This window comes from uncultured Aliiroseovarius sp., from assembly GCF_947492455.1.
In the GTDB taxonomy this organism is placed as follows: Bacteria; Pseudomonadota; Alphaproteobacteria; order Rhodobacterales; family Rhodobacteraceae; genus Aliiroseovarius.
The window spans coordinates 63,508-88,885 of the sequence record NZ_CANLNB010000004.1 but is presented as its reverse complement, the minus strand read 5'-3'; the positions used below and the strand labels follow the sequence as shown (position 1 = coordinate 88,885).

The window sequence follows — 25,378 nt, the reverse complement described above, 5'->3', positions numbered from 1 at the left end:
CGCGTATCACAGCGAAAAGCACACAAGTCAACGACAAATGATGGCACATCGCCGCGAAAAGCCTTTTCTGCAAGGCGGAATTGATCTAAGAGGCCTCCGTCTTTGGGTGGTTCAAAGACAACAACATTATAGGAGGCCGTAATGGGCTATAAAGTCGCCGTCGTAGGCGCCACGGGCAACGTGGGCCGCGAAATGCTGAACATCCTGGCAGAACGCCAGTTTCCTGTAGACGAGATCGCAGCGCTTGCATCGCGCCGTTCGCTCGGTACTGAAGTCAGCTTTGGTGACAAGACCCTGACCACCCAGGATCTGGACACCTTCGACTTCACTGGCTGGGACATGGCGCTGTTTGCCGTGGGTTCGGAAGCAACCAAGGAATACGCACCGAAAGCGGCTGCGGCTGGGTGTGTGGTGATCGATAACTCGTCGCTGTACCGCTACGACCCCGACATCCCGCTGATCGTGCCCGAGGTGAACCCGGACGCGATTCACGAGTATAAAAACAAGAACATCATCGCGAACCCCAACTGCTCGACCGCGCAGATGGTTGTGGCGCTGAAGCCCCTGCATGACCGCGCCAAGATCAAGCGCGTTGTTGTGTCGACCTATCAGTCGGTATCGGGCTCGGGCAAAGACGCGATTGATGAGCTGTGGAACCAGACCAAGGGCATGTATGTCCCGGGTCAGGAAGTCGAGCCGAAGGTTTACCCCAAACAGATCGCCTTCAACGTGATCCCGCATATCGACGTCTTCATGGACTCGGGCGACACGAAAGAAGAATGGAAAATGATCGCCGAGACGAAGAAAATCGTCGACCCGTCGATCAAAGTCACCGCCACCTGCGTGCGTGTGCCGGTCTTCGTGGGCCACTCGGAATCGATCAACATCGAAACCGAAGAGTTCCTGGACGAAGACGAAGCCCGCGATATCCTGCGCACTGCCCCCGGCATTCTGGTCGTGGATAAGCGCGAGAACGGTGGCTATGTCACCCCGGTTGAATGCGTAGGCGACTTCGCCACCTTCATCAGCCGCATCCGTCAGGACGTCACGGTCGAGAACGGCCTGAACATGTGGTGTGTCTCGGACAACCTGCGCAAAGGCGCTGCCCTGAACGCCGTCCAGATCGCCGAGCTGCTGGGCCGTGAGGTTCTGAAGAAGGGCTGATTGACCCTCGATAGATTAAGAGAAAGCCCTGCCATTTGGCGGGGCTTTTTTGTGGGGTGGTGTCTGCTTTGAGGCCGTTTTACCGGATGTTGCACATCGCACGAAAGTCGGCTTCCACGGTTCGGTCTGAAACGTACCGAAACCCATTACACCTTTGGAATGGGTTAGTGGCACGCCAAAGCCCTGAATCCACTATGGCAAGGTAGGGGGTGACAAAAACCACCGTTTCTGCAACCAATGGCGACAAGCGCATGGATTTCCAAAGAGGCTAAGTACTTTTATGAAAAAGCAGCTGAGAATGGTCGCACTATCTACGACAATTTTGACGTTTACGTTCCAATCTGTGTTAGCCCAATCCATAAGCCCCACTTTAAGCGCAGCAAACTCGGCTATTTCAGCACCCGTTAACGACGATAATCTTGCTGCGCTTCTTGAGGCCATATCAAGCCTAGAGAACGAAGACCCCGCTACGGCGCATCTTATCCTCGGGAGCCTATATGAGGATGGGGTATGGTTTCCTCAAGACTCGGAACAGGCTCTAGCCCATTTCACAGCTTCAGACGAAGAAGGATCATGGCTTGGTCAAGTTGCAAGAGCAAGATTGCTCTCCACTGGCAGCTCAGCGGATCAAGAGCGTGCTTACCAGATAGCTTTGGACGCAAGACGCCAAGCAAACGACATGAGAAACTCCAACGAAATCACCTTTCAAGAGTGGGACAACCTGAATCTAGTTCTGCATCCGGTGCTTGGATCATTAGCCTTGAACAAGGCTGTCGAATTTGCGAAAAATAGTGATTTTGAGAACGCATTCGAACACTACTTTATGGCTTCCGAAGCTGGTATACAGCACGCCAGCATGGCTGTTGGTTACATGTATCTCAATGGCGTCGGAACTCCGCAAAATCTCAAATGGGCGGAAGCGCAATTTCTTGGTGCGTCCTACTGCTCTGAGAGAAATCTAGAATTCTATAGCTATGATCAGAATATATGCGAACAGGCGACGGTTGAGTTGAATAGCACAAGGGTGCAGATTCAAGACAGAGATCGCAGGGAGCAAGAACAGACCTACGCAATACTCGCATTAATTGGGCTAGGAACCCTAACTCTAGCAGCTGGACTAGGAAATGCGGCCAGTGGCGGCGGCGCTTATCAACCCCCAAATATAGATCAAAACCCCGGCGTCCAAATGGCTGGTCAATTGATGTGGTTAGGTAAGTGGTAAAGAAAATTATGTTCAGTTCTCTAAAGTTGAATCTAATTCTTGCAATGCTTGCACTTCAAATTCAGCCAGCTCTTGCTGATCGAGCTAACGCGCTAACGAATTTTGTAATTATTGATCAAGCGGATCTAGGAGATTGTGAAGATGCCGCTAGGCAGACGTTTGCAAGAATGGGTTTCAGTGTAAGAAGATACGGCTCCGGTAACTTAGTCGGCATATTCCACAGAACGGAAGATGGTCGAATATTTGTCCAAATGCGATGTGAGGCAGTTCCTTCATGGGACTTCACAATTGGCATTGCAAGTGTCGCATTGTCTGATTCCGGCATTGAAAAAGATTGGGAACTAGCCAACTCCATCATCACCGAAATGATTGAAATTTTCCTTCCCATTATCAGAACTAATTAGCCATACTTCGTTATCCTACGGCTCCAACCCCTGATCCCGTTTTAGTCGTGGCCGCTTCTGTTCCTTCTGCCCTTGGCGCCTTGCGCGGTTGCCTCGATTTGATGGAGTGCGCGGCCGCAAACAGAAGCGTAGTAGGACGCAGAACGAAAACCAAAGGCAGTCATTGAAGCAAGAGCAGCGAAAGCTCACTTTGCCCCACACAAAAAACATGAACCAGAGAGGACATATTCATCATGACGCTCGCAAGGGTGTGTCCGTCTGGCATCTAAGCATCCCCGCCAACGGGCAATCCGAGATCAGCATCGGAACCACTCTGCGCTGGCCCGAGGGTAAGACCCTCTCGTGGACACCTTAAACGCCACGGGTGACGGCCTCAAAGAAATGGGCAGCGGCGACGGGCCGCTGTCCCCACAGTGAGGTTTGACTACGCCTCGGACTCGACAAGCCAGCTGTCCAGCTCGCGGCGCAGCGCGCTCCAATCGGTATAGTCGTGATCCGTGTCCAGATCGGCCTCGGGGTCTTTCTCGGCAATGATCCGGCGCATGACAAAGCGGCTGAGGACGCCATAGGCGGACGGCATATAGGCTCCGGCCACTTGGACCACACGGTCGGGCGTCCAGTTGGTGGCATCGGTGAACTCGCTGAGAATACGTTCCAGCCCACGCCAGTCTTCGGCGTCATGCCCGGCCGCGGCTAGCGATACGGACAGAAACAAGGTCGGCATGTTCCCAAGCTTTGACGCATGTTCACTGGCGAACTCGGCCACCTCTGGCTGGTAGTGCCCAACATGCACCGACCCCGCCATGACCATACCATCGTACCGATCAAGATCGATGTCCTTCGCATCCGCCAGCCGAAGCAGCTCTACAGAGTGGCCCTGATCATAGATGCCATCAGCAACCCACCGGGCGACCTTGCGCGTGTGGCCTTCGCTTGTGGCATAGGAAACAAGAATTTTCATAGGAACCTCCTTTGGCATCAATGACCGTGCAAACCACGTTCATTCTGACATGATTTCCAAGGCGGCTTCATTGACGCGCGTCAATTACGGGCGGACGCGGACCGGCCCGAAATCCCGCGCAATTCGAGGTAATTTCAACGCATCCATATACGATTTCTTGAGGCCCTGCGGTCATTCTGCCCCTGAGGGAAAGAGACAACCGGGGTGCTGGTATGAGTGACATTGCGACATTAACCCATTTCGAAGACATCCAACTGGATCGGGATCAGCTGCGTGCGCTGTATGTACGCTTTGGGCCGGTGCAGGCGGATCGTAACCTGAACCAATCGCTCGAGGATTTGGCGCTTTGGCTGGGACGCCTGCAACATGCGCAGAAGACCCGTCGATACGGGGATCTGCGACAAGGGGCCGAGGATCTGAAACGCATCGCGCAGCGGCTGGGCATGACCACATTGGCCCGCGTAGCGCGTGATGTAGCGGAACAATGTGTGGCACAGGATCCAGCAGCCCTGCCCGCAACGGTGGCCCGCCTGAACCGCGTGGGGGAACGCAGTCTGATCGCTGTGTGGGATCATCAGGACATGTCGCTTTAGGAAGGCCATTCGGGGATTGCCCTTGCGCCGGGGCGCGCTACTCTGCCAGTCAGAACCGGCACAGATAAGGACAAAGGCCCCGATGACCCTGACTTTCGCCCCCCAAACGGACGCTGCCATTCCGCTTTACCTGATCGAAAAGGGCGAAGCGCTGCCGCAATCAGCCCAAACTTGGGCCGAAGCCAACGGGTTTACCGGCGCGCTGGGGCAGAGCTTGGTCGTGCCGTCGGCGTCGGGCATGGTCGAGATGGCTCTGGTAGGGCTGGGCACCGCGCAGGCGCGCAAACGCAAGCGTTTCGGCGCGGTTGCGGCACGCGGAAAGCTGCCCGACGGCGTGTATCAACTGGCCAGCACGCAGCCTAAGCAGATCACGCAAGAGTTTGCCCTTGGCTGGCTGCTCGAGGGCTATCGCTTTGACCGCTACGCCAAACAATCCTTCCCGAAAGCGCAGCTTGTCGCCCCTGACGGCGTGGACGCTGCACAGCTGGAGGCGATCACTGCGGGCGAGCTGACGACGCGCGATCTGATCAACACCCCGGCCGAGGACATGGGGCCAGACGAGCTGGAACTGGCGGCCCGCAAACTGGCCGAGGCGCATGGGGCAACGATCTCGACCATCTTGGGCAAAGCACTGCTGGATCAGAACTTCCCGATGGTCCACGCCGTTGGCCGCGCCGCCACCCGCGCGCCGCGTCTGATCGATATCCGCTGGGGTGACGAAGGCCCCGCGCTGACCTTGGTTGGCAAGGGCGTGTGCTTTGACACGGGCGGGTTGAACCTAAAGCCCGGTGGCTCGATGGGGTTGATGAAGAAAGACATGGGCGGAGCGGCGACCGTGCTGGGGTTGGCGCAGATGATCATGACGCTGGGCCTAAAACTGCGCCTGCGGGTGCTGATCCCGGCGGTGGAAAATGCCGTTGCGGGCAATGCGTTCCGTCCCGGCGACATCCTGACCTCACGCAAGGGCCTGACGGTCGAGATCAACAATACCGACGCAGAAGGCCGCCTTGTGCTGGCCGACGCGCTGGCGCTGGCGGACGAGGAAAAACCGGATCTGATCGTGTCGATGGCGACACTGACCGGGGCCGCACGGGTCGCCGTCGGGCCGGACCTATCGCCCTTCTATGCGACCGCAACCGACGACGCCGACGCCCTACGCAAGGGCGCAGAGAGCAGCGCCGATCCGGTATGGGAGATGCCGTTTTGGGAACCCTACGAGGCAATGATCGAACCCGGCATTGCCGATCTGGACAACGCACCAAAGGGCGGATTCGCGGGCTCGATCACCGCCGCGTTGTTCCTGAAACGCTTCGTCACCGACACCCCACGCTATATGCATTTCGACATCTACGGCTGGAACCCGACCGCAGCTCCTGCCCGCCCGAAAGGCGGCGTCGGTATGGGCGCCCGGGCGCTGCTGGACGCACTGCCTGAGATGCTGGAGTTGTGATGGATCGCCGCCTGACCCCCGCCAACGACCACGTTGCGCATGAAAGCCTGCGCGGGAAGGTTGATGCCCCGCGCTTTACGGAAGGCACGGTGAAACAGGTCGTCGGAGACAGCTTCCTGCTGGATGCGCCCAGCGGCAACCGGGACCGGCAGGTTCTGTCCGGCGATCAGTTCAACATTCTGGACGGCGACGATCACATGGTGTTCGGGCAGTCTCTGAAAGACGGGTATGTTGGGTACCTTGAAGCGTGGAGTCTGGGCGATCCGCAGCCCCTGACCCACCGCGTAGTCCGGCGCACAACACACATGTATCGCGAGCCGGATTTCAAAACGCCCTACAGCCGCGCGTTCCACCTGAACAGCACGGTGCAGGTGGTGTCTCAGCAGGATAAATGGGCCGAGGTGAAACTTCCAAAGACCCCGATGTCCGCCCCAAAACACGGCTTTATCCCGGCGACGCATCTGCGCCCGATCAACGATTACGCCTCGGACCCGGTCGCGATTGCCGAGCAGTTTTTGGACACGCCCTATGTCTGGGCGGGCAACTCTGGCTTTGGCATCGATTGTTCCGGCCTTGTGCAGGCCGCCCTTCTGGCCTGCGGCATCCCCTGCCCCGGCGACAGCGACCTGCAAGAGGCCGCGTTGGGTCACGACATCCTCGAGGGCACGCCGCTTCAACGTGGGGACATTTTGTTCTGGAAAGGTCATGTGGCGATGGTGGTGGATGCCGACCGGATCATTCACGCCAACGCGCATCACATGTCGGTGGTGTATGAGAATACAGCGGACGCCATCGCGCGCATTGGCGCTCAGGGCGATGGCCCCGTCACCGCACGCAAGCGGCTATAGGCTTATTTGACCGCGCGGATCAGCTTGCGCTCCAGCACACGCAGCACGGTGCGCAGGTCGCTGCCGCGCTTCAAGATGCGCCCGTCCATGCCGATCACGGAATACTGCCCCTGCTTGTTCCGCAGCTTGGGGCGCTTTTCGATTCGGTAAATGGGGTGCTCTGCGGTGCGCCGGAAGATCGAAAAGATCGCAACATCACTGAGAAAGCTCATCCCGTAATCGCGCCATTCACCTGCGGCAACCATGCGGCCATACAGCCCCATGATGGCGCCAAGTTCCATGCGATTAAAGGCGACCTGCTCGGCCGGTTTGCCCGTCCCTTGGAAGGGCGTCGTTGTCTGCCAGTTCATGAATTCAGAGTGGACCGACATGGTAAACAAATCAATACCTGCCCCAGTTTTGCCCAGAAATGACCGGTAAGTTACCTTTCAGAGACCGTGTTAACGCCGCCAAAGTAGGGAAATCTTAACACGTCACGAGCGAGGGCTCTTCCGGCGCCGCGCGAACAGCCCCCATCCAGTAAGCGGCGCCGGAATCGACAACTTTCCCCACAATGCCGCCCCGCTTGCACACCTTCATTCGTGACGCAGCGTGCCTGCCTTCTGGAAAATTGAAACGCATTATTGACCGTGCGGTCGGTTTTGTGCATCCTAGACCCGAGTGATCTTGGGGGAGGCCACATGACGCCGCAGGAAATCGCAGAGAAAAGCGCCGACGTGATGTGGGCCGACGATCCCGCCAGTCAGGAACTGGGCATGACGATCGACCGCATCGCACCGGGCGAAGCCGTCCTGTCGATGGAGGTGCGCCGCGACATGGTGAATGGGCACGGCACCTGCCACGGCGGCTTCTCGTTTACGCTGGCCGACAGCGCTTTTGCCTTCGCCTGCAACAGCTACAACAACCGCGTGGTCGGGCAGCATTGCTCGATCACGTATCTGAGCCCAGGCAAACTGGGCGAACGCCTGACCGCCACCGCCACCGAAGTTAGCCGCGCAGGCCGTTCGGGCATCTATGACGTGACCGTCACAGGGGAAGACGGGCGTACAGTGGTGATTTTCCGCGGGCATTCGCGGCAGGTCAGCGGCACACATTTTGACGAACAAGACGGATGATAGCACGGGGCGCTGCCCCGTCGGAGGAGAGACATGAAAGACCTGACACCTCGCAAGGAAGACCTTGACCCGATCGAAATCGCTTCCCGCGACGAAATCGCCGCCACGCAGCTGGAGCGTATGAAATGGTCGTTGAAACACGCCTATGAGAACGTGCCGTTCTATCGCAAAAGCTTTGACGACGCGGGTGTGCATCCTGATGACCTGAAGACGCTAGCGGATCTGGCCAAGTTCCCGTTCACCGTCAAACAGGACCTGCGCGACAACTATCCGTTCGGCCTGTTCGCCGTCCCGCGCGAGCAGATTTCGCGCATCCACGCCAGCTCGGGCACCACGGGTCAGCCGACTGTTGTGGGTTACACCAAGAACGACCTGAACATGTGGGCCGGCGTTGTGGCCCGCTGCATGCGCGCCTCGGGTCTGCGCCCCGGTGACGTGCTGCACAACGCTTATGGCTATGGCCTGTTCACCGGCGGTCTGGGCGTACATGGCGGTGCGGAAGCCGCTGGCCTGACTGTGGTTCCGGTCTCGGGTGGGATGACCCAGCGCCAGGTGCGCCTGATCGAAGATTTCCGCGCCGACGGCATCACCGTGACGCCCTCGTACGCGCTGTCCATTCTGGACGAATACGCCAAGCAGGGCTTGGACCCGCGCGAAAGCCCGCTGAAGGTCGGCATTTTCGGCGCCGAGCCATGGACCAACAACATGCGTCGCGAAATCGAAGACGCGTTCGACATGCACGCGGTCGACATTTACGGCCTGTCGGAAGTGATCGGACCGGGCGTGGCCAACGAATGTGTGGAAACCAAGGACGGTCTGCACATCTGGGAAGACCATTTCTATCCCGAGATCATCAACCCCGAGACCGGCGAGGTCTGCGAAGATGGTGAACTGGGCGAGCTGGTGTTCACCTCGCTAACCAAAGAAGGCTTCCCGATCATCCGCTACCGCACCCGCGACCTGACACGTCTGCTTCCGGGCACCGCTCGTTCGATGCGCCGGATGGAGAAGATCACCGGCCGTTCGGATGACATGATCATCCTGCGCGGCGTGAACGTCTTCCCGACCCAGATCGAAGAACAGCTGATGGACGTGCCCGCCCTGTCACCACACTTCCAGATCGAGCTGGTCCGCCCGGGCCGCATGGACGAGATGCACGTGCACGTGGAAATGGCCGAGGGACAGTCACAGGAAGGTGCCGAAGCCGCCGCCCGCGCCCTGTCTGGCAAGATCAAATCCAACGTGGGCGTCAGCGCCAAAGTGCATGTTGCCGACGGTGGTAAGGTTGCACGAAGCGAGGGTAAGGCTGTAAGGGTCGTTGATAACCGCCCGAAGGAGTAATCCATGCCACGTGGGATCGCCCGTGATCACGAAGAAAAACGCGCTGCCATCCGCAAGGGGGCAGCGGCCTATTTCGCAGAGCACGGGTTTGATCGCGCGTCCATGACGGCTGCCGCCAAGCATTGCGGGGTCTCGAAGGCGCTGATCTATCATTACTACGACAGCAAAGAGGCCCTGCTTTACGACATTCTCGACCACCATCTGTCCAAATTGGTGGCCGACGTTGAAGCCGCCCCTGAAACCGATGGGCTGAGGGGTTTGGTCCGCGCCATTTTGGTCGCCTATAAAGGCGCGGATGCCGAGCACAAATTGCAGCTGGACAGCCTGACCGTTCTAGAGCCCGAACAACAGGCGCCTCTGGTGGATTTGCAGCGTCGCCTGATCGACATGATGGGCGCGGCGTTGAAGGCCGAAGCGCCTGAACGTTTTGAAAACGGCGCCAACCTGCGCGCTGTGACCATGTCAGTTTTCGGCATACTGAACTGGTACTATATGTGGAACCGCCCCGGAAAAGGGCTGAACCGCGAAGACTATGCCGATCTGGTGACAGATCTGGTTCTGGGCGGCGTCCACGCCCTGTAAATTCGGCCCTGTCTGATACGCCCCTTTCGGCAAACTTCCCCCACATCTATGCAGATCACGATCCTGTGATTTCGAAAATAGATGCATATGCATACAATTGAGGAAACGAGTCACCATCGCCTGAAAGGACTAGGTATGAATTCTGCACGCATTCTCGCTTTCGCAACCCTCGCCAGCATCACTATGGCAAGCGGACTTGCCGCACACACAGACGCCACAAACCCCGCCGTGATCAAGCGGATGGAGGTAATGAAGGCCATTGGCGGCTCGATGAAGACGCTGGCGGGCATGGCCAAAGGCGAGATGGCGTTTGACGCGGATAAGGCCAACGCAGCCGTCGCGACCATCGCTGATCAAGGCATGATGGTCCCCGCTGTGTTCGAAGCCAACGAAACCGATCCCGCAACCGAAGCCCTGCCCGCAATCTGGGAAAACTGGGATGATTTCGCCAAGAAAGCCGACGACATGGTTGTGGCGGCCAAAGGCGTTGCCGAGATCACCGAACAAGGCGCGATTGGCGCGGCTTTGGGTCAGATCGGCGGCACCTGCAAAGCCTGCCACGACGACTACCGCAAAAAATAAGCGCGGAGCGAACAGGACGGGGGCGGTGCAAGGTGCGCCGCCCCTTTTCGTTTCGGGGATTAGAAAACGCCTTAGCGCGGCTTCGTCAAACGCGACCATCCCCGAACAGCAAAGGATTTCCTTTTCAATGTCGCGCTTGTACAAATGCGTGTCGCTGGTTGCTTGAAACGTCATCGGTTTTTCGCCCACTCTTGCGACAACCAACAGAGGAGTATGAACATGCGCACCCGTGCCGCCGTCGCCGTAGAAGCAGGCAAACCGCTTGAGATTATGGAAGTGAACCTTGAAGGCCCGCGTGCCGGCGAAGTTCTGGTCGAAATCAAGGCCACCGGCCTGTGCCACACCGACGAATTCACCCGTTCTGGCGATGATCCCGAGGGCATCTTCCCGGCCATTCTGGGCCACGAAGGCGCAGGCGTTGTGATCGAAGTGGGCGAAGGCGTCACCACGCTTGAGGTTGGCGACCACGTGATCCCGCTCTACACCCCCGAATGCCGCGAGTGTGAATACTGTCTGAACCCGAAAACCAACCTGTGTCAGTCGATCCGCTCGACCCAAGGCGCAGGTCTGTTGCCTGATGGCTCGACCCGTTTCTCGATGCTGGATGGCACGCCGATCCACCACTACATGGGCTGCTCGACCTTCGCCAACCACACGGTTGTGCCCGAAATCGCACTGGCAAAAGTCCGCAAAGACGCGCCGTTTGACAAGATCTGCTACATCGGCTGCGGCGTCACCACCGGCATCGGCGCGGTGATCAACACCGCCAAGGTCGAAATCGGCTCGACCGCCGTTGTGTTCGGTCTGGGCGGCATCGGCCTGAACGTGATCCAGGGCCTGCGCATGGCCGGCGCGGATCAGATCGTCGGCGTTGACCTGAACGACAGCAAAGAAGAAATGGGCCGCCACTTTGGCATGACCGATTTCGTGAACCCCTCGAAGGTGGACGGCGACCTCGTTGCCCATCTGGTCGAACTGACCGGCGGCGGCGCGGACTATTCGTTCGATGCAACCGGCAACGTGAAAGTGATGCGCGACGCACTGGAATGCGCCCACAAAGGCTGGGGGGAATCGATCATCATCGGCGTGGCCCCCGCAGGTGCCGAGATCTCGACCCGGCCCTTCCAGCTGGTCACCGGTCGCGTCTGGCGCGGCACGGCCTTCGGCGGCGCATCGGGCCGGACGGACGTGCCCAAGATCGTCGACTGGTACATGGACGGCAAGATCGAGATCGACCCGATGATCACCCACAAGCTGACGCTGGATCAGATCAACGAAGGGTTCGACCTGATGCACAAGGGCGAAAGCATCCGCGCCGTGGTGGAATTCTGATCCACACGACCATCAAACACAAAGGGGGCCTCGGCCCCCTTTTTCATTTCAGGCGCGACAGAATGTAGACTTGCCTTCCCAATTTAAACTCATAAATTAGAACCATTCTAATTCAGGAGCTTTCCATGCTGTCCTCTACTTTGTATCGCCGTCGCTTCTCGGACCTATCCGAACAGGAAATTCTGGCGCTGGCCATTTCGAACGAAGAAGACGACGCGCGGATCTATCGGCAGTACGCAGAGCATCTGCGCGAGGAATTCCCTTCGTCCGCGAAGGTGTTCGATGGCATGGCCGAGGAAGAGGACGAGCATCGCCGCCTACTGATCGAGGCCCACAAAGCGCGCTTCGGAGACGTCATCCCCTTGATCCGCCGCGAACACGTGGCAGGCTTCTATGCCCGCCGCCCGATCTGGCTGGTCGAGAACCTTGGCCTAGAAACCATCCGGGGCGAGGCTCGCGAGATGGAACGCCAAGCCGAGCAGTTTTATCGTAAGGCTGCGGACCGCACATCGGATGCAAACACCCGCAAGCTTTTGGGCGATCTGGCCGCTGCTGAAGCCGACCACGCCCATGCCGCTGTCGATCTGGAGACCAAACATCTGGATGCCAGCGCCCGCGAAAGCGAAGACGAGGCCGCCCATCGTCAGTTCATTCTAACATGGGTGCAGCCGGGTCTGGCCGGGCTAATGGACGGCTCGGTCTCGACCCTCGCGCCAATCTTCGCCACGGCGTTCGCCACGCAGGACACGCACACCACCTTCCTTGTGGGTCTGGCGGCCAGTGTGGGTGCCGGGATCTCGATGGGGTTCACCGAAGCGGCCTCGGATGATGGCGAGCTGTCGGGGCGCGGCAGCCCTGTGAAACGCGGCTTTGCCTCAGGCATCATGACCACGCTGGGTGGCTTGGGCCACGCGCTGCCCTATCTGATCACCGATTTCTGGACCGCCACGACCATCGCGATCCTCGTCGTCTTCGTCGAGCTTTGGGCAATTGTGTGGATCCAGAACCGCTTCATGCAAACCCCCTTCATGCGCGCGACACTGCAAGTTGTCGTGGGCGGCGCACTGGTCTTCGCGGCCGGCGCGCTTATTGGCGGCGGCTAGGCTGGTCCGACGTTTCATCGCGACTGGCGATAACCGAAACAGCGCTCCGCGCGCAGGATTGCCTTACAGAAGGAGGCAATCATGTGCGACGCAAATGGAACCGCCGTGGGAACGGTGCTGCTTGAAAACGGCCGGATGCGCGTCACCGAATGGCGTTTTGCCAAAAGGGGCGACAATACCGGCTGGCATCGGCACGCCTATGACTATCTTGTCATTCCAATGTTTGACGGAATTCTAGAGATCGACCTGCCAGATGGAACGCGTGTCGAGGCGACGCTCAGGAACGGTGTTCCCTATGACCGCAAGGCTGGTGTCGAGCATGACGTGATCAATGGAAATGACTTCGAATGCGCATTTATTGAGGTCGAGTTGCTTGAAGACGCCAAGCCAACCTAAGCGCCGCATGGTCAAGTGAAATTCTCCGTGCTAGGGCTTGGCGTATGATCGACGTGCTGCTTCAAACCCTTCCGTTCTTCGCCCTGATCGGGCTGGGCTTTGGCGCCGCCGCGCGGGGTTTCTTCCCACCCGAAGCCACGGCCTATCTGACCCGCTTCGTCTTCTATTTCGCCTTGTCCGCCATGCTGTTTCGCTTTTCCGCGAACCTGTCGCTGGCCGAGGTGATCAACTGGCCCTTCATCTGGGCCTATGCGCTGGGGGGATTGGGGGTCTATATCCTTGCCACCGTAGTGGCGCTTGTCCGCAAACGCGGCGCGCAGGAAGCTGCCGTCGAAGCGCAATGCGCCGTGATCGGCAACACAGGTTTTCTGGGCGTGCCCATGCTGGCGCTTCTGCTGGGCGAGGCCGCGATCCCCGCTGTCATGCTGGTGCTGGCCGTCGACCTGTTTCTGTTCAGCAGCCTGATCGTGATCATCATCACCGGCACGCGCGACGGGCGGGTCAGCCCCGCGGTGCTGGGGACGGTCGGCAAAGGGCTGGTGTCGAATCCGATGATTGTCTCGATGGCACTTGGCTTCGCGTGGTCCGCGACAGGGTGGGATTTGGCAGACCCCGTGCAGCGTTTCCTTGACCTTCTGGCCGGGGCCTCGACTCCCGGCGCGCTGTTTGCCATTGGGGCGTCTCTGGCCTCGAAATCCGCGGAACGCCTGTCCGTCGCGGGCTGGCTGAGCTTCGCCAAGCTGATCCTGCATCCGTTGGCCGTGGGCGTTCTTGCCTTCATGGTGTTCGATGTCGAGCCCTTCATGGCAGGCGTCATGGTGGCCGCAGCGGGCCTGCCGGTGGCGGGCAACGTCTATATCCTTGCGCAGCACTACGGCGTGGCGCCGCAACGGGTGTCTTCGGCCATTTTGCTATCGACCCTCATTTCTGTACTGACCGTGTCAGCCATCATCGCTTGGGTAACCTCATGATCCTTCTGACCGGAGCCTACCGCCTCTTCTTCCCCGCCGCGGCCCTGTTCGCCGGGGTGTCGATCCCCTTGTGGCTGATCGCCCACGCCGGGGCCGAGACCCCGGTCACCGACGCCTACCTGTGGCACCAGCACGAGATGCTGTGGGGATATTTGCCTGCCGCTCTGGCCGGATTTCTGTTCACCGCGATCCCCAACTGGACGGGCCGCCCTGCTCTGTCCCCGATGGCCTTGCTGGCATTGTTCGTCCTTTGGCTGGCAGGGCGTGCAGCGATGTTCGCGGCCTCGGACGCGCTGGCCGCGCAGATTCTGACCGCCAGCTTCCTTCCCGTCGCAGCAACCTTGGCCCTGCGCGAATCATCGCCGCAGGCAACAAACGCAACATCGTCGTGGCCGCCATGATCGCTGCCTTCTGGGCCGCGCAGCTTGTGTTCCTGTGGCAAGATGCGCAGATCGGCGTGACCGCAGGTTTTGCTGTGTCGCTTGTCCTCATGACCCTGATCGGAGGCCGCGTCACCCCCGCCTTCAGCCGCAACTGGTTGAAGAAACGCGGCGCGACACGCCTGCCACCCGAGTTCGGCACGGTCGACAAATCCGCCCTGATCCTAACAGTCGCGACCGCACTTCTGTGGATCGCAACCGACACCAGCATGCTGACGGGCATCTCTGCGGCCCTCGCCGCGTTGGCGCAAGCCCTGCGCCTATCGCGGTGGCGCGGGCTCGGCGTTTTGAAAGAACCGCTGCTGTTTGCCCAACACGCGGCCTATGCGTGGCTGATGATCGGGCTGGGCCTTTTGGCAGCGACCAGCCTTGGCGGTTGGGCCAGCAGCGATCAGACCCATCATGCGCTGGGGGCTGGCGCCATTGGCACGATGACCGCCATCGTCATGCTGCGTGCGCTTCTGGGTCACTCGGGCCGCCCGATCGAGGCGACCCGCGCCGACACGCTGCTCTTCATCGTGCTTCATCTGGGGGCCGCATTGCGCGTCTGTGCAGGCTGGGTTGACGACCCCACACCGCTTTATCACGCGGGTGGGCTGTTCTGGGCAGTGGCCATGATCGCACTTGCATTGCGCGCTTTCCCCATTGCCATCGCGCCGCGCCTCTAGTTAGGTCGGGACAACATCTTTCGAAAAGGAACGCGCCATGGAAACGATTTCGGAAAACGCCTGTTTCGGCGGCACCCAAGGGGTCTATAAACACGCTTCGGAGGCAAGCGGTACGGACATGACCTTTGGCCTGTTCCAACCCGCCGAAGCGCAGGACGGCCCCGTGCCCGTGCTGTGGTATCTGTCGGGCCTGACCTGCACCCATGAAAACGCCATGACCAAGGCGGGCGCACAGGCGTGGGCCGCCGAACAAGGCATCGCGCTGATCTTCCCCGACACCAGCCCGCGTGGCGAGGGTGTGGCCAATGACGATGCCTATGATCTGGGCCAAGGTGCCGGGTTCTATGTGAACGCCACGCAGGATCCGTGGGCGCCGCATTTCCAGATGTGGGATTACATCACCGAGGATCTGCCCGACCTCGTCTTCAACAATTTCGCGCTGGACGCGGAACGCCAAGGCATCACCGGCCATTCGATGGGCGGCCACGGCGCGTTGACCATCGCGATGACCCTGCCGGAACGCTTCCGCTCGGTCTCGGCCTTCTCGCCGATCTGCAATCCGACTGCTTCGGATTGGGGTAAGAAGCAGCTGGGCGCCTATCTGGGTGACGACACGACCAAATGGGTCGCGCATGATGCCAGCCTGCTGATGAAGAATGTGGGCTTCGACGGCCCGATGCTGATCGACACCGGCACCAAGGACCAGTTCATCGACCTTCTGAGGCCCGAAACGCTGGCCAGCGCCATCGCCGCCCGTCGGCAAGAGGCCGTGTTCCGCATGCAGCCGGGCTATGACCACAGCTATTTCTTTGTCTCGACCTTCATGGAAGACCACGTGAGTTTCCATGCCGAGGCGCTGTGGGCGTAACCTGATGGCCCTTTATATCGACGCAGATGCCTGCCCGGTGAAGGCCGAGGCCGAGGCCGTCGCGACCCGCTATAAGACCCAAATGTTTCTGGTGTCGAATGGCGGGCTGCGGCCGTCGCCGAACCCTCTGGTCGAGATGATCTATGTCCCCGACGGCCCAGACGTGGCCGACATGTGGATCGCCGACCGTGCGGGGCCGGGTGACGTGGTGGTGACCGGGGACATCCCGCTTGCTGCCAAATGCGTCGAAGCCGGGGCCGAGGTGTTGCGCCATAACGGCGAGCGCTTCACCCAAGCCAATGTGCGCGAACAGCTTGCCATGCGCGACCTGATGGCCGACCTGCGTGCGGCCGATCCCTTCCGTCAGGGCGGCGGCAAAGCGTTCTCGAAAGCCGACCGCGCGCGGTTCCGGCAGGCGTTGGACACCGCCTTGCGCCGCTGCGCCTCGGCGGGTTGACCAAAACGTCAGCGTCGGTTTTTGCCAAGTTTTCCCCTTAATTGACCTTGCGTCACCGTGCTTCGCTGATCTTATTAAGGACAGCCCTTCTGCATGCTTGCGGGCCGGGTTGGCGGCAGCATGATGCGTGCTGTGGTAGGCGTTATGCACATCATGCTGGCGACATTTGTGCCAAAACCATTTTCAAACACCGGGGGAAGGCAACCGCTTTCCCCTTTTTTCTTGGGCAATTCAACGCAATTGCTTGCCTATCGGACCGTCCGGGACTAGGCAGGAATGAACACTGACCGGAGGGCAAGCCATGCCGCATAGCGACCCGAAAACGCTGGTCTCGACCGACTGGCTGGCGAAACATTTGAAAGATCCCGACCTGCGCATCCTGGATGCCAGCTGGTACTTGCCGGATATGAACCGGGACGCGAAGGCCGAATATGACGCGGCCCACATTCCCGGTGCGCGCTTCTTCGACATTGACGAGATCGCGGATCTGCGCTCGGACCTGCCGCACATGATGCCTCCTGTCGAGAAATTCATGTCCCGCGTGCGCGCGATGGGCGTGGGCGATGGGCACCAGATTGTTGTCTATGACGGCATGGGCCTGTTTTCCGCTGCCCGCGTCTGGTGGATGTTCCGCCTGATGGGCCACAAGGACATCGCGGTTCTGGATGGTGGTCTGCCGAAATGGCAGGCCGAAGGTCACCCGGTCGAAGATATGCCCCCCGTCATCCGTGACCGCCACATGACGGTTACGCGTCAGGCGCATATGGTTAAGGACGTCACGCAGGTGGCGGCGGCCTCGAAACTTGGTGATTACGAGATCATTGACGCCCGCGGCGCCGAACGTTTCCGTGGCGAGGTGCCGGAACCGCGCGAGGGTCTGCGCGCCGGGCACATCCCGAACTCGAAAAACGTACCGTTTGCCACGCTGCTGAATGCGGATGGCACGATGAAATCCCCCGAAGACACCCGCGCCGTGTTCGAGGCTGCGAATGTCAATTTGGACAAACCCGCCATCCTTAGCTGCGGCTCGGGCGTGACGGCCGCGATCCTTGCGCTTGCGCTGGAACGGCAGGGCCATGACCGCCACGCGGTCTATGATGGCAGCTGGTCCGAATGGGGCATGTATTCCGACCTGAAAGTCGAAACCGGAGAGTAGACGATGTTCACCAACCTGAAAGCCCAGCCCAAAGACAAGATCATGGCGCTGATGCAGCAGTACCGCGAAGACCCGCGCGAAGGCAAAATTGACCTTGGCGTTGGCGTGTACAAGAACGCGCAGGGCATCACCCCCGTGATGCGTGCCATCAAAGCGGCCGAGAAGGTGCTGTGGGATATCGAAGGCACCAAAGCCTATACCGGCCTTGCTGGTGATCCGGCCTATGGCAACGCGCTGACCAAGCTGGTTCTGGGCGATGCTGTGCCGTCCGGTCGTCTGTCGATGGCTGCCCAACCCGGCGGTACCGGCGCGATCCACCAAGCGGTCGAGCTGATTAAGATGGCTTCGCCCGACGCGACGATCTGGCTGTCGGCGCCGACTTGGCCGAACCACCCCTCGATCATCAAGCACCTTGGCATGAACATGGCCGAGTACCGCTATTTCGACAATGAAAGCCGCGCGGTTGATTTCGACGGGATGATGGAAGACCTGAAGAGCATCAAGGCGGGCGACGCGGTGCTGCTGCACGGCTGCTGCCACAACCCGACCGGCGCGAACCTGACCCTGCCCCAGTGGAAAGAGGTCGCTGCGCTGATCGTTGAAAAAGGCGCGACCCCGCTGATCGACATTGCCTATCAGGGCTTCGGTGACGGTTTGGAAGAAGACGCCGCTGGCGTGCGCCTGATCGCGCAGGCCGTGCCTGAAGCAATGATCGCGGCCAGCTGCTCGAAAAACTTCGGGATCTACCGCGAGCGGACCGGGCTGCTGACCTGTATCTCGGAAAACGCCGAGCAAGCGGGCGTGACCCAACAGAACCTGACCCACCTGAACCGTCAAAACTTCAGCTTCCCGCCCGATCACGGCGCCCGTCTGGTGACCATGATCCTTGAGGATGAAGGTCTGAAAGCAGACTGGATGGCCGAACTGGAAGAGGTCCGCACCGGTATGCTGGGACTGCGCGAACAACTGGCCGGCGAGCTGCGCGCCCGCACAGGATCGGACCGCTTCGGCTTCATCGCCGACCACCGCGGCATGTTCTCGCGCCTCGGCGCCACGCCCGAACAGGTCGAAGCCCTGCGCGTCGACCACGGCATCTACATGGTCGGAGACTCGCGCATGAACATCGCGGGGTTGAATGAAGAGACCGTGCCGATCTTGGCGGAAGCGATTGCGAAGGTTGGGGTGTAAATTACCCCTTCCCTTGTTGAAAACACTGAACCCACCGAAGCTGTGGGTTCAGCACACACCCCGCGCAAACTGCCGTAGCGTAAATTTGCCAATATTCACAGCGGAATCCCCATAGGGTCTTCCCCAAGGCATTCCCAACCCTATATAAACTGACGTCGACCCAGCTAAGACCGAATGTGAAAGGGAAGCGCGAAAATGATCACTGAAGACGACCTGTTGGCCGCACGCACAGCATGGGGGAACGCGCTGATTGCGATTTCTAAGGCTTACGAGGAAAACGGAATCGAAGCCGCTCGCACACTTGCCACTCAAACCCTTGATGCGGCCTATGGCTACAACATGGGACCAGTTCTGTTCAAGCCAACGCTCAGCGGCGGCGCGCAAACCTTCCGCACCACTCAGCAAGGCGCCTTGTCCTATTTCGTAGGGCATGATGACACCTACCCGCAAGATGGCGGTTTTGCACTGCGGAACTGGCGCGAGGTACGCTTTGAAACAGCGGCCAGCTTCATTAACGGCAATGTTGGCATGTGGATGGGCTGGGCTTATTTCACTGATAAGGATGGCAACACTACGAAGGCAGACAAAACCTTCGGCTATCAGAAAGACACAGAAGGGACGCTGCGCGTGGTAGTGCACCATTCGTCCCTGCCGTTTGAGGGCTAAGCCGCCCTTTTCCGTCGGCAAGTCCAGCATAGGGCAGCTTGGACTTGTCCGGGGCAACACAAAGAAAAGGGGGCTTTCCAGCCCCCTTTCGAATTCTAACATCCAGTCCACATCGCCCTGTCGCTAGGACGGCCGATAACCCGTTCCCGCGTATTACGTGGCGGGTCTCAACCCGAGTTTCGTGAGGATAATCGTCAGAGGGCAAAAGCCCGTCAGTCCGGCTTGGAACAGGTTCAGGCCAACGAATGCCGTGAACCAAAGCCAGCTCACCGAGGTGATATCGATCTGCCCATTGGCCTGAGCCAGTCCAAGGCTGATCAGAACGAACAGTCCTGCGATGGACATTGTTGCGCGTTGTGCATTCATTTTTCGCTATCCAGTATCTTTGTGACCGAGTTTCCCCTCTATCACATATTAATTTCCGAATGTGAAGACTTGCCATTGTCGCAGCGCGGTCAGTAAAACGGCAAGGGAGAACGTAAAGAACGGAGCCCCTTGGCTCTCTTTTCCACCCTGTTGGCCTTGGTCTAGTGCCGGCCTTAGAAAACCGCGCCGAGCCAACCCGGCGCAGTTGTTTCGTGTTACCCGTTGGTGAATTCCGGGTAGGCTTCCATGCCCAATTCGGCCATGTCCAAGCCATTCACTTCCTCTTCGCTGACACGCAGACCGATACGTGGCATTTCTAATACAACCAGAAGAAAAGCATTAATGCAGTATACAAAGGCCTGAATCACTTTGTTACCAGTACGAAGAAAGTTTTCTAAAAAGGATCTAATTATGACTCATAAATACTCCGCGCTGACATCGCTTACCTTAGCTGCGGCACTGACCGGCACGGCAACATTTGCGGGCTCTCTCGAAGCGCCAACTCCTGATGCGCGCGTCGCGCCTGAAGCAGCTGCCGTGACCGACTTTTCTGGCTCCTATGTAGGTGCATCCGTGGGCTCGATCACAAGCGGCGAAGGAACCTACATGTACGATGGCGTGCCCGGTGACTTCTATGCTTTGGAGGGTAATGGCTATGGTCTCTTCGCTGGCCACAACTGGCAACGAGGAGCTCTTGTCTATGGTGCGGAGATTGCACTCACCTCAATGAATGGCGAAATGCCATCCGCCGATCCGGGCACCTTCCTGAAGAGCGCTATCGACTTGAAAGGACGCCTTGGCTACGTCTTTGGCAACGCATTGGCATATGGGTTTGTCGGTTACAGTTCAGGCGATTGGACCAATGCACCCTCCAACCCGTTGACCAACCCAAACCTGTCCGGAATGAACTACGGAGCAGGCATCGACTATAAGATCAACGACTGGACCGTAGGCGCGGAATACATCCATCGCAAAATGGATGCGGGCTTCAACGAAAATTCCAATGGAATCGAAGCCGATTTCGGAATGGTTCAGCTGAGGGTCAGCTATAAATTCTAAAGCTATGCTTTAAGACAGGCACAACACCCAGCTTCATATTCGCCTGTCACAGTTCGGCCCTCGGCATTCGCCGAGGGCTTTTTTTGTGACTCGATGCAAACATCAAATTCTTACGGGCATCGCGCAAAAGAAAAGGGGGCCTTTCAGCCCCCTTTTCCACCCTGTTGGCCTTGGCATTTGCGCGGCCAGCGTGTGCCGGGGGTTTGTCCCCCGGCGTTTATGTCTTACCCGTTGGTGAATTCCGGGTAGGCTTCCATGCCCAGCTCGGCCATATCCAAGCCATTCACTTCTTCCTCTTCGCTGACACGCAGACCCATGGTGGCCTTGATGATCGAGAAGAAGATGTAGCTTACGACGAAGACGAAGATGCCGATTGCCAGAAAGCCCATGATCTGGGTGCCAAAGCTGGCGTCGGTGTTGGTCCAAGCTACGATGAACGTACCCCAGAAACCTGCAACCAGGTGTACCGGGATGGCACCAACCACGTCGTCGATCTTCAGCTTGTCCAGCAGCGGGACCACGAAGACTACGATTGCGCCACCGATGCCGCCGATGATCAGCGCTTGGAACAGCGAGGGTGCCAGCGGTTCGGCGGTGATCGAGACCAGACCAGCCAGTGCGCCGTTCAGGGTCATCGTCAGGTCGACCTTCTTGAACATCACTTGGGTCATGATCATCGCGACAACAGCACCTGCAGCAGCAGCCATGTTGGTGTTGGCGAAGATACGTGCCACGTCCGAGACGTCCGAGATGGTGCCCATGGCCAGCTGCGAGCCGCCGTTGAAGCCAAACCAACCCAGCCACAGGATGAACGTACCCAGAGTTGCCAGCGGCAGGTTCGAACCCGGCATCGGGATCGTGCGGCCGTCTTTATACTTGCCGATACGCGGTCCAAGGATCAGGACACCCGCCAGTGCAGCGAAGCCACCCGCAGCGTGCACCAGTGTCGAACCCGCGAAGTCCGAGAAGCCAGCTACCGACAACCAGCCGCCGCCCCACTGCCAGCTTGCCTCAATGGGATAGATGAAGCCGGTCAGAACAACAACGAAGGCCAGGAAGGGCCACAGTTTGATACGTTCAGCCAGCGTACCCGATACGATCGAGGCCGTGGTGGCACAGAACATCAGCTGGAAGAAGAAGTCCGACGCACCCGAGGCATAGCCGACGTCTACGGCATCAGCAGCAACGCCAACCGGATCAAGCGAGGTGACAGCGAAGAACGGACCCAGCCAGCCTTCGATCAGCCAGTCGCCGGGATACATGATGCCGTAACCGGCCAGCCAGTACATGATCGCCGCGATCGAGAAGAGCGCGATGTTCTTGGTCAGCTGCATGGTCACGTTTTTGGATCGCACAAGACCAGCTTCCAGCATGGCAAAACCCGCGGCCATCCAGAAGACCAGGAAGCCACCGACCAGGAATAGGACCGAAGTCAGAATAAAGCCGGTATGTGCGGCCGCTTCGCCTTCTGCGAAAGCCAGCCCCGGCAGTGCGGCCAGCAGGGCCGTCGAAATCAGAAGTTTGCGTGTCATCGTCTGTCCTTTCACGCTTATACGGCGTCAGCGCCGGTTTCGCCCGTACGCACGCGCATGGCGTCCGACACGTCGAGGGTGAAGATCTTACCGTCACCGATCTTGCCGGTGTGCGCGGCCTTGGCGATGGTCTCGACGACCTCGGCGGCCAGATCGTCATTCACGACGATCTCAAGCTTGATTTTCGGCAAAAAGTTCACGGCGTATTCCGCGCCGCGATAGATCTCGGTGTGACCGGATTGGGCGCCAAAGCCCTTGATTTCAGAAACCATCATGCCGGTGACGCCTACGGTGGTCAGAGCCTCGCGTACGTCTTCCAGCTTGAACGGTTTGATCGCTGCAATGATCAGTTTCACGTTCTTTCCTTTCCTTCCTCGGCATGGCGTGGTCACCATGCGCTTGAGGCAAGTCAGACGCCGCAGCGCAGCAAAATGCACGAGAACGGGCATAAATTGGGCAGGAAAGCTGACCTGAAAACCGGTCACGCCCGGAAATTGACGCGGTTGCCTAGGGCAGTGATGAAAAATGCGGCAGCGCGAAAAGTCGCGCGCTAACAGGCTTGGGGCTACACTTGCCCGTAACGAATCGCTAAGTCACAAATGACAAGCCCAGAGCAGACACCGAGCAGACCCGGACGAGTATCATGAGCCAATCTGGCCAGAAACGCCCCCCTTTGGTGGCAGACAAGCGTTATCCTGCGAAAAAGGCGGCGCCCAAGAAGCCCGCGCGCAAGGCTACGACCACCAAGCGCAAGGCAGCCCCCAAGCGGCGCGGTGGGGGCGGCGGCGGGCCGAAGAAGCCACGCTCGATCCTGATGTGGCCTTTCGTCTTGATCGGTTGGGTGTTCCGGCTGTTCTGGCGTTTGATGTGGAAGGGCGCGGTGGTCACGGCGATGATCATCGGGCTTGCCGTGTTCTACTTCGCATCCACCATGCCCGAACTGAACGCAATGCTGGACGGTCGGGCCAAGGGGTCTGTCACCATTCTGGACCGCTATGGCGAGGTCTACGCCTGGCGCGGGGATCAGCGCGGACGCACCATCACCACCGAAACCGTCAGCCCGCATCTGAAGAATGCGGTGGTCGCAACCGAAGACAAACGGTTCTACGGTCACTTTGGCCTCAGCCCACGCGGGATCGCCAGCGCGGTGCGGATCAACTTGCGCGAAGGGCGCGGGCCTTTGTCGGGTCACGGTGGCTCGACCCTGACCCAGCAGGTCGCCAAGCTTCTGTGCTTGGGCGTGCCGTATGATCCCGACCAATGGAAGAACGAAGCCGCCTACGAGGCTGACTGCCGCCAAGGATCGCTGTGGCGCAAGATGAAAGAAGCCGTCTATGCGATGGCGTTGGAAACCAAGTTCACCAAGGACGAGATCCTGACGATCTATATGAACCGCGCCTATCTGGGGGCGGGCTCGTTCGGATTTGACGCGGCCTCGCAGCGTTATTTCGCCATCCCCGCATCCGATCTGAACCCGGCGCAGGCCGCGATGCTGTCGGGGATGCTGACCGCCCCGTCACGCTTTGCACCGACCAACAACCTGAAACGTTCGCAGGATCGGGCAGCAACGGTTTTGCGCCTGATGAACGAACAGGGCTATTTGTCGGACAAGGAAACCGCGCAGTATCAAGCGAACCCCGCTGTTCTGTCGAAAGCCGCCAAGGCGCAGGCGGGTGGATATTTCGCGGATTGGATCATGGGCGACCTGCCCGCCTTCCTGACCCGCAAGACGACCGAGGACGTCATCATCAAAACCACGCTCGACCCGCGCATTCAGAAAGCGGCGGAAGATGCGATGGCCAAGGTCTTTGACGAAAAGGTCTCGGAAGGGTCAAAAGCGCAGGCCGCGATTGTGGTGATGAGCGCCGATGGCGCGGTGCGTGGTCTGGTCGGCGGGCGTGAAACCCGTGTGACGGGCGCGTTCAACCGCGCCACGCAGGCGAAACGCCAGACCGGATCAGCCTTCAAGCCCTTCGTCTATGCCGCCGCGCTGGACATGGGGTATCAGTGGAACGATTTCGTTGTCGACGAACCCTATTGCCTGAACATCGCAGGCTCGGGCGAATGGTGCCCCAAGAACTATTCGAAGAAATTCTATGGCCCGGTCAGCTTCACCGAAGCCTTGGCCAAGTCCCTGAACATCCCCGCCGTGAAGGTTTCGGAAGAAGTCGGGCGCGAGGCTGTGCGCTCGGTCGCGTCGATGTTTGGCATCGAAAGCGATCTGGCCGCGGGTCCGGCGCTGGCGCTTGGCGCCTCGGACGGGACGCTTCTGGAAACCACCGGCGCCTATGCGGGCATCCTAAATGGTGGATCATCGGTGACGCCCTATGGCCTGACCGAGCTAAGCCTTGTCGGCGACCGTGATCCCCTGATGACCCAGACCGGCGGCATCGGCGAGCGCGTGATCTCGCGCGAGGCGGCCGCACAGCTGACATATATGATGAACCGCGTGATCGAGGAAGGTACCGGCACGCGCGCGCGGATCGACGGGCTTGAGATCGCAGGCAAGACCGGCACAAGCCAATCGGCGCGCGATGCGTGGTTCATCGCCTTCACGGCGGACTATGTGATGGGCATCTGGATGGGCTATGACGACAACACGCCCCTGAAAGGCGTGACCGGCGGCGGCCTTCCCGCCGAGATGTGGCGCGAAGCGATGGTGAACATCCAATCACAACTGGTCCCAACGCCGCTGCCGATGATCCGCCCAGATTTCGTGCCCCAGTTCGACGGGCGCACCATGAACTCGGGCGAACCCGGCTTCCAAGTCAGCCCACAGAATGGTCAGGGCGGCGGATCGGTGGGCGAGGCCGTCGAAGATGTATTTATCGGCGTGCTCCGGTCCATCTTCGGCCAAGGCAACTGATCCAAGAGACACTCAAAGTAAAAGCCCCGGCACATTGGCCGGGGCTTT

At 59.3% G+C, this 25,378-nt stretch carries 26 protein-coding genes and 1 pseudogene; 22 read left to right on the top strand and 5 right to left on the bottom strand.

Going from position 1 to position 25,378, the window contains the following annotated elements; genetic code table 11:
• Positions 1 to 141: 141 nt before the first annotated feature.
• From Q0677_RS10350 to Q0677_RS10340, 3 genes are all read left to right on the top strand, one after another.
• Complete coding sequence (locus Q0677_RS10350) at positions 142 to 1,164, top strand: aspartate-semialdehyde dehydrogenase (RefSeq protein ID WP_298909354.1); 1,023 nt, start codon at positions 142 to 144, stop codon at positions 1,162 to 1,164.
• Between the two features lie 280 nt (positions 1,165 to 1,444).
• Positions 1,445 to 2,386, top strand: a complete 942-nt coding sequence (locus tag Q0677_RS10345) for a tetratricopeptide repeat protein (RefSeq protein WP_298909352.1) — start codon at positions 1,445 to 1,447, stop codon at positions 2,384 to 2,386.
• Positions 2,387 to 2,430: 44 nt separating this feature from the next.
• A complete protein-coding gene (locus Q0677_RS10340) occupies positions 2,431 to 2,790 on the top strand; it encodes a hypothetical protein (RefSeq protein WP_298909350.1) in 360 nt (119 codons plus the stop codon).
• Positions 2,791 to 3,214: 424 nt separating this feature from the next.
• Here Q0677_RS10340 and Q0677_RS10335 read toward each other — a convergent pair whose 3' ends face one another.
• The gene (locus Q0677_RS10335; protein WP_298909348.1) at positions 3,215 to 3,751 is read right to left on the bottom strand and encodes a flavodoxin domain-containing protein; all 537 of its coding nucleotides are present in this window, start codon (positions 3,749 to 3,751) and stop codon (positions 3,215 to 3,217) included.
• Between the two features lie 212 nt (positions 3,752 to 3,963).
• Between Q0677_RS10335 and Q0677_RS10330 the strand changes: the two genes are divergently transcribed.
• The 3 genes from Q0677_RS10330 (at position 3,964) to Q0677_RS10320 (ending at position 6,642) form a co-directional block, all read left to right on the top strand.
• Complete coding sequence (locus Q0677_RS10330; RefSeq protein ID WP_298909345.1) at positions 3,964 to 4,344, top strand: hypothetical protein; 381 nt, start codon at positions 3,964 to 3,966, stop codon at positions 4,342 to 4,344.
• A gap of 82 nt (positions 4,345 to 4,426) precedes the next feature.
• Positions 4,427 to 5,794, top strand: a complete 1,368-nt coding sequence (locus Q0677_RS10325; RefSeq protein ID WP_298909343.1) for a M17 family metallopeptidase — start codon at positions 4,427 to 4,429, stop codon at positions 5,792 to 5,794.
• Complete coding sequence (locus tag Q0677_RS10320) at positions 5,794 to 6,642, top strand: NlpC/P60 family protein (RefSeq protein WP_298909341.1); 849 nt, start codon at positions 5,794 to 5,796, stop codon at positions 6,640 to 6,642. Before Q0677_RS10325 ends, Q0677_RS10320 begins: the two co-directional genes overlap by 1 nt.
• Positions 6,643 to 6,644: 2 nt before the next feature.
• Here Q0677_RS10320 and Q0677_RS10315 read toward each other — a convergent pair whose 3' ends face one another.
• The gene (locus tag Q0677_RS10315) at positions 6,645 to 6,992 is read right to left on the bottom strand and encodes a DUF2794 domain-containing protein (RefSeq protein ID WP_298909337.1); all 348 of its coding nucleotides are present in this window, start codon (positions 6,990 to 6,992) and stop codon (positions 6,645 to 6,647) included.
• A 330-nt stretch (positions 6,993 to 7,322) separates the two neighbouring features.
• Between Q0677_RS10315 and paaI the strand changes: the two genes are divergently transcribed.
• The 14 genes and pseudogenes from paaI to Q0677_RS10240 all read left to right on the top strand — a co-directional run bounded on the left by paaI (position 7,323) and on the right by Q0677_RS10240 (position 19,507).
• Entirely contained in the window at positions 7,323 to 7,757 is a 435-nt protein-coding gene (gene paaI / locus Q0677_RS10310) for a hydroxyphenylacetyl-CoA thioesterase PaaI (RefSeq protein WP_298909335.1), read from the top strand.
• Positions 7,758 to 7,790: 33 nt separating this feature from the next.
• Entirely contained in the window at positions 7,791 to 9,098 is a 1,308-nt protein-coding gene (gene paaK / locus Q0677_RS10305; protein ID WP_298909332.1) for a phenylacetate--CoA ligase PaaK, read from the top strand.
• Positions 9,099 to 9,101: 3 nt separating this feature from the next.
• Positions 9,102 to 9,680 carry a TetR/AcrR family transcriptional regulator gene (locus Q0677_RS10300; RefSeq protein ID WP_298909329.1) on the top strand — a complete coding sequence of 193 codons (579 nt, stop codon included), beginning with the start codon at positions 9,102 to 9,104 and terminating at the stop codon, positions 9,678 to 9,680.
• Positions 9,681 to 9,815: 135 nt separating this feature from the next.
• Complete coding sequence (locus tag Q0677_RS10295) at positions 9,816 to 10,262, top strand: cytochrome c (protein WP_298909326.1); 447 nt, start codon at positions 9,816 to 9,818, stop codon at positions 10,260 to 10,262.
• A 219-nt stretch (positions 10,263 to 10,481) separates the two neighbouring features.
• Positions 10,482 to 11,594: an S-(hydroxymethyl)glutathione dehydrogenase/class III alcohol dehydrogenase gene (locus Q0677_RS10290; protein ID WP_298909323.1), complete on the top strand. Its 1,113-nt coding sequence runs from the start codon at positions 10,482 to 10,484 to the stop codon at positions 11,592 to 11,594.
• Between the two features lie 125 nt (positions 11,595 to 11,719).
• Positions 11,720 to 12,697 carry an iron exporter MbfA gene (gene mbfA, locus Q0677_RS10285; RefSeq protein ID WP_298909320.1) on the top strand — a complete coding sequence of 326 codons (978 nt, stop codon included), beginning with the start codon at positions 11,720 to 11,722 and terminating at the stop codon, positions 12,695 to 12,697.
• Between the two features lie 81 nt (positions 12,698 to 12,778).
• Positions 12,779 to 13,093: a cupin domain-containing protein gene (locus Q0677_RS10280; RefSeq protein WP_298909317.1), complete on the top strand. Its 315-nt coding sequence runs from the start codon at positions 12,779 to 12,781 to the stop codon at positions 13,091 to 13,093.
• Positions 13,094 to 13,137: 44 nt separating this feature from the next.
• Positions 13,138 to 14,064 (top strand): AEC family transporter, encoded by a 927-nt coding sequence (locus Q0677_RS10275; protein ID WP_298909315.1) that lies wholly within the window; start codon positions 13,138 to 13,140, stop codon positions 14,062 to 14,064.
• Positions 14,061 to 15,172 (top strand): annotated as a pseudogene (locus Q0677_RS15085) (NnrS family protein). Before Q0677_RS10275 ends, Q0677_RS15085 begins: the two are co-directional and overlap by 4 nt.
• Before the next feature lie 37 nt (positions 15,173 to 15,209).
• Positions 15,210 to 16,040 (top strand): S-formylglutathione hydrolase, encoded by an 831-nt coding sequence (gene fghA / locus Q0677_RS10260; protein WP_298909308.1) that lies wholly within the window; start codon positions 15,210 to 15,212, stop codon positions 16,038 to 16,040.
• Between the two features lie 4 nt (positions 16,041 to 16,044).
• Positions 16,045 to 16,497 (top strand): YaiI/YqxD family protein, encoded by a 453-nt coding sequence (locus tag Q0677_RS10255; protein ID WP_298909307.1) that lies wholly within the window; start codon positions 16,045 to 16,047, stop codon positions 16,495 to 16,497.
• Between the two features lie 301 nt (positions 16,498 to 16,798).
• The gene (gene sseA / locus Q0677_RS10250) at positions 16,799 to 17,653 is read left to right on the top strand and encodes a 3-mercaptopyruvate sulfurtransferase (RefSeq protein WP_298909304.1); all 855 of its coding nucleotides are present in this window, start codon (positions 16,799 to 16,801) and stop codon (positions 17,651 to 17,653) included.
• A 3-nt stretch (positions 17,654 to 17,656) separates the two neighbouring features.
• Positions 17,657 to 18,841, top strand: a complete 1,185-nt coding sequence (locus tag Q0677_RS10245; RefSeq protein WP_298909301.1) for an amino acid aminotransferase — start codon at positions 17,657 to 17,659, stop codon at positions 18,839 to 18,841.
• A 195-nt stretch (positions 18,842 to 19,036) separates the two neighbouring features.
• A complete protein-coding gene (locus tag Q0677_RS10240) occupies positions 19,037 to 19,507 on the top strand; it encodes a phosphoribosyl-AMP cyclohydrolase (protein WP_298909299.1) in 471 nt (156 codons plus the stop codon).
• 153 nt (positions 19,508 to 19,660) lie between these two features.
• On the opposite strand, the gene Q0677_RS10235 is transcribed toward Q0677_RS10240, so the two are convergent.
• A complete protein-coding gene (locus tag Q0677_RS10235; protein ID WP_366940965.1) occupies positions 19,661 to 19,852 on the bottom strand; it encodes a DUF2892 domain-containing protein in 192 nt (63 codons plus the stop codon).
• Positions 19,853 to 20,284: 432 nt separating this feature from the next.
• On the opposite strand from Q0677_RS10235, the gene Q0677_RS10230 reads away from it, so the two are divergent.
• On the top strand, positions 20,285 to 20,932 hold the full coding sequence (locus Q0677_RS10230; RefSeq protein WP_298909296.1) for an outer membrane beta-barrel protein: 648 nt from the start codon (positions 20,285 to 20,287) through the stop codon (positions 20,930 to 20,932).
• A 224-nt stretch (positions 20,933 to 21,156) separates the two neighbouring features.
• On the opposite strand, the gene Q0677_RS10225 is transcribed toward Q0677_RS10230, so the two are convergent.
• Together Q0677_RS10225 and Q0677_RS10220 are read right to left on the bottom strand one after the other, a co-directional pair.
• Positions 21,157 to 22,464: an ammonium transporter gene (locus tag Q0677_RS10225; protein ID WP_298909295.1), complete on the bottom strand. Its 1,308-nt coding sequence runs from the start codon at positions 22,462 to 22,464 to the stop codon at positions 21,157 to 21,159.
• Between the two features lie 17 nt (positions 22,465 to 22,481).
• Complete coding sequence (locus Q0677_RS10220) at positions 22,482 to 22,820, bottom strand: P-II family nitrogen regulator (RefSeq protein WP_282181707.1); 339 nt, start codon at positions 22,818 to 22,820, stop codon at positions 22,482 to 22,484.
• Positions 22,821 to 23,107: 287 nt separating this feature from the next.
• Between Q0677_RS10220 and Q0677_RS10215 the strand changes: the two genes are divergently transcribed.
• Positions 23,108 to 25,330, top strand: a complete 2,223-nt coding sequence (locus Q0677_RS10215) for a transglycosylase domain-containing protein (protein WP_298909290.1) — start codon at positions 23,108 to 23,110, stop codon at positions 25,328 to 25,330.
• The last annotated feature ends 48 nt before the right edge of the window (positions 25,331 to 25,378 follow it).

Excerpts from the sequence above, each read along its gene's own strand:
- Q0677_RS10350 (WP_298909354.1), top strand. The coding sequence starts at position 142 with ATGGGCTATAAAGTCGCCGTCGTAGGCGCCACGGGCAACGTGGGCCGC.
- Q0677_RS10345 (WP_298909352.1), top strand. The coding sequence starts at position 1,445 with ATGAAAAAGCAGCTGAGAATGGTCGCACTATCTACGACAATTTTGACG.
- Q0677_RS10340 (WP_298909350.1), top strand. The coding sequence starts at position 2,431 with ATGCTTGCACTTCAAATTCAGCCAGCTCTTGCTGATCGAGCTAACGCG.
- Q0677_RS10335 (WP_298909348.1), bottom strand. The coding sequence starts at position 3,751 with ATGAAAATTCTTGTTTCCTATGCCACAAGCGAAGGCCACACGCGCAAG.
- Q0677_RS10330 (WP_298909345.1), top strand. The coding sequence starts at position 3,964 with ATGAGTGACATTGCGACATTAACCCATTTCGAAGACATCCAACTGGAT.
- Q0677_RS10325 (WP_298909343.1), top strand. The coding sequence starts at position 4,427 with ATGACCCTGACTTTCGCCCCCCAAACGGACGCTGCCATTCCGCTTTAC.
- Q0677_RS10320 (WP_298909341.1), top strand. The coding sequence starts at position 5,794 with ATGGATCGCCGCCTGACCCCCGCCAACGACCACGTTGCGCATGAAAGC.
- Q0677_RS10315 (WP_298909337.1), bottom strand. The coding sequence starts at position 6,992 with ATGAACTGGCAGACAACGACGCCCTTCCAAGGGACGGGCAAACCGGCC.
- paaI (WP_298909335.1), top strand. The coding sequence starts at position 7,323 with ATGACGCCGCAGGAAATCGCAGAGAAAAGCGCCGACGTGATGTGGGCC.
- paaK (WP_298909332.1), top strand. The coding sequence starts at position 7,791 with ATGAAAGACCTGACACCTCGCAAGGAAGACCTTGACCCGATCGAAATC.
- Q0677_RS10300 (WP_298909329.1), top strand. The coding sequence starts at position 9,102 with ATGCCACGTGGGATCGCCCGTGATCACGAAGAAAAACGCGCTGCCATC.
- Q0677_RS10295 (WP_298909326.1), top strand. The coding sequence starts at position 9,816 with ATGAATTCTGCACGCATTCTCGCTTTCGCAACCCTCGCCAGCATCACT.
- Q0677_RS10290 (WP_298909323.1), top strand. The coding sequence starts at position 10,482 with ATGCGCACCCGTGCCGCCGTCGCCGTAGAAGCAGGCAAACCGCTTGAG.
- mbfA (WP_298909320.1), top strand. The coding sequence starts at position 11,720 with ATGCTGTCCTCTACTTTGTATCGCCGTCGCTTCTCGGACCTATCCGAA.
- Q0677_RS10280 (WP_298909317.1), top strand. The coding sequence starts at position 12,779 with ATGTGCGACGCAAATGGAACCGCCGTGGGAACGGTGCTGCTTGAAAAC.
- Q0677_RS10275 (WP_298909315.1), top strand. The coding sequence starts at position 13,138 with ATGATCGACGTGCTGCTTCAAACCCTTCCGTTCTTCGCCCTGATCGGG.
- fghA (WP_298909308.1), top strand. The coding sequence starts at position 15,210 with ATGGAAACGATTTCGGAAAACGCCTGTTTCGGCGGCACCCAAGGGGTC.
- Q0677_RS10255 (WP_298909307.1), top strand. The coding sequence starts at position 16,045 with ATGGCCCTTTATATCGACGCAGATGCCTGCCCGGTGAAGGCCGAGGCC.
- sseA (WP_298909304.1), top strand. The coding sequence starts at position 16,799 with ATGCCGCATAGCGACCCGAAAACGCTGGTCTCGACCGACTGGCTGGCG.
- Q0677_RS10245 (WP_298909301.1), top strand. The coding sequence starts at position 17,657 with ATGTTCACCAACCTGAAAGCCCAGCCCAAAGACAAGATCATGGCGCTG.
- Q0677_RS10240 (WP_298909299.1), top strand. The coding sequence starts at position 19,037 with ATGATCACTGAAGACGACCTGTTGGCCGCACGCACAGCATGGGGGAAC.
- Q0677_RS10235 (WP_366940965.1), bottom strand. The coding sequence starts at position 19,852 with ATGTCCATCGCAGGACTGTTCGTTCTGATCAGCCTTGGACTGGCTCAG.
- Q0677_RS10230 (WP_298909296.1), top strand. The coding sequence starts at position 20,285 with ATGACTCATAAATACTCCGCGCTGACATCGCTTACCTTAGCTGCGGCA.
- Q0677_RS10225 (WP_298909295.1), bottom strand. The coding sequence starts at position 22,464 with ATGACACGCAAACTTCTGATTTCGACGGCCCTGCTGGCCGCACTGCCG.
- Q0677_RS10215 (WP_298909290.1), top strand. The coding sequence starts at position 23,108 with ATGAGCCAATCTGGCCAGAAACGCCCCCCTTTGGTGGCAGACAAGCGT.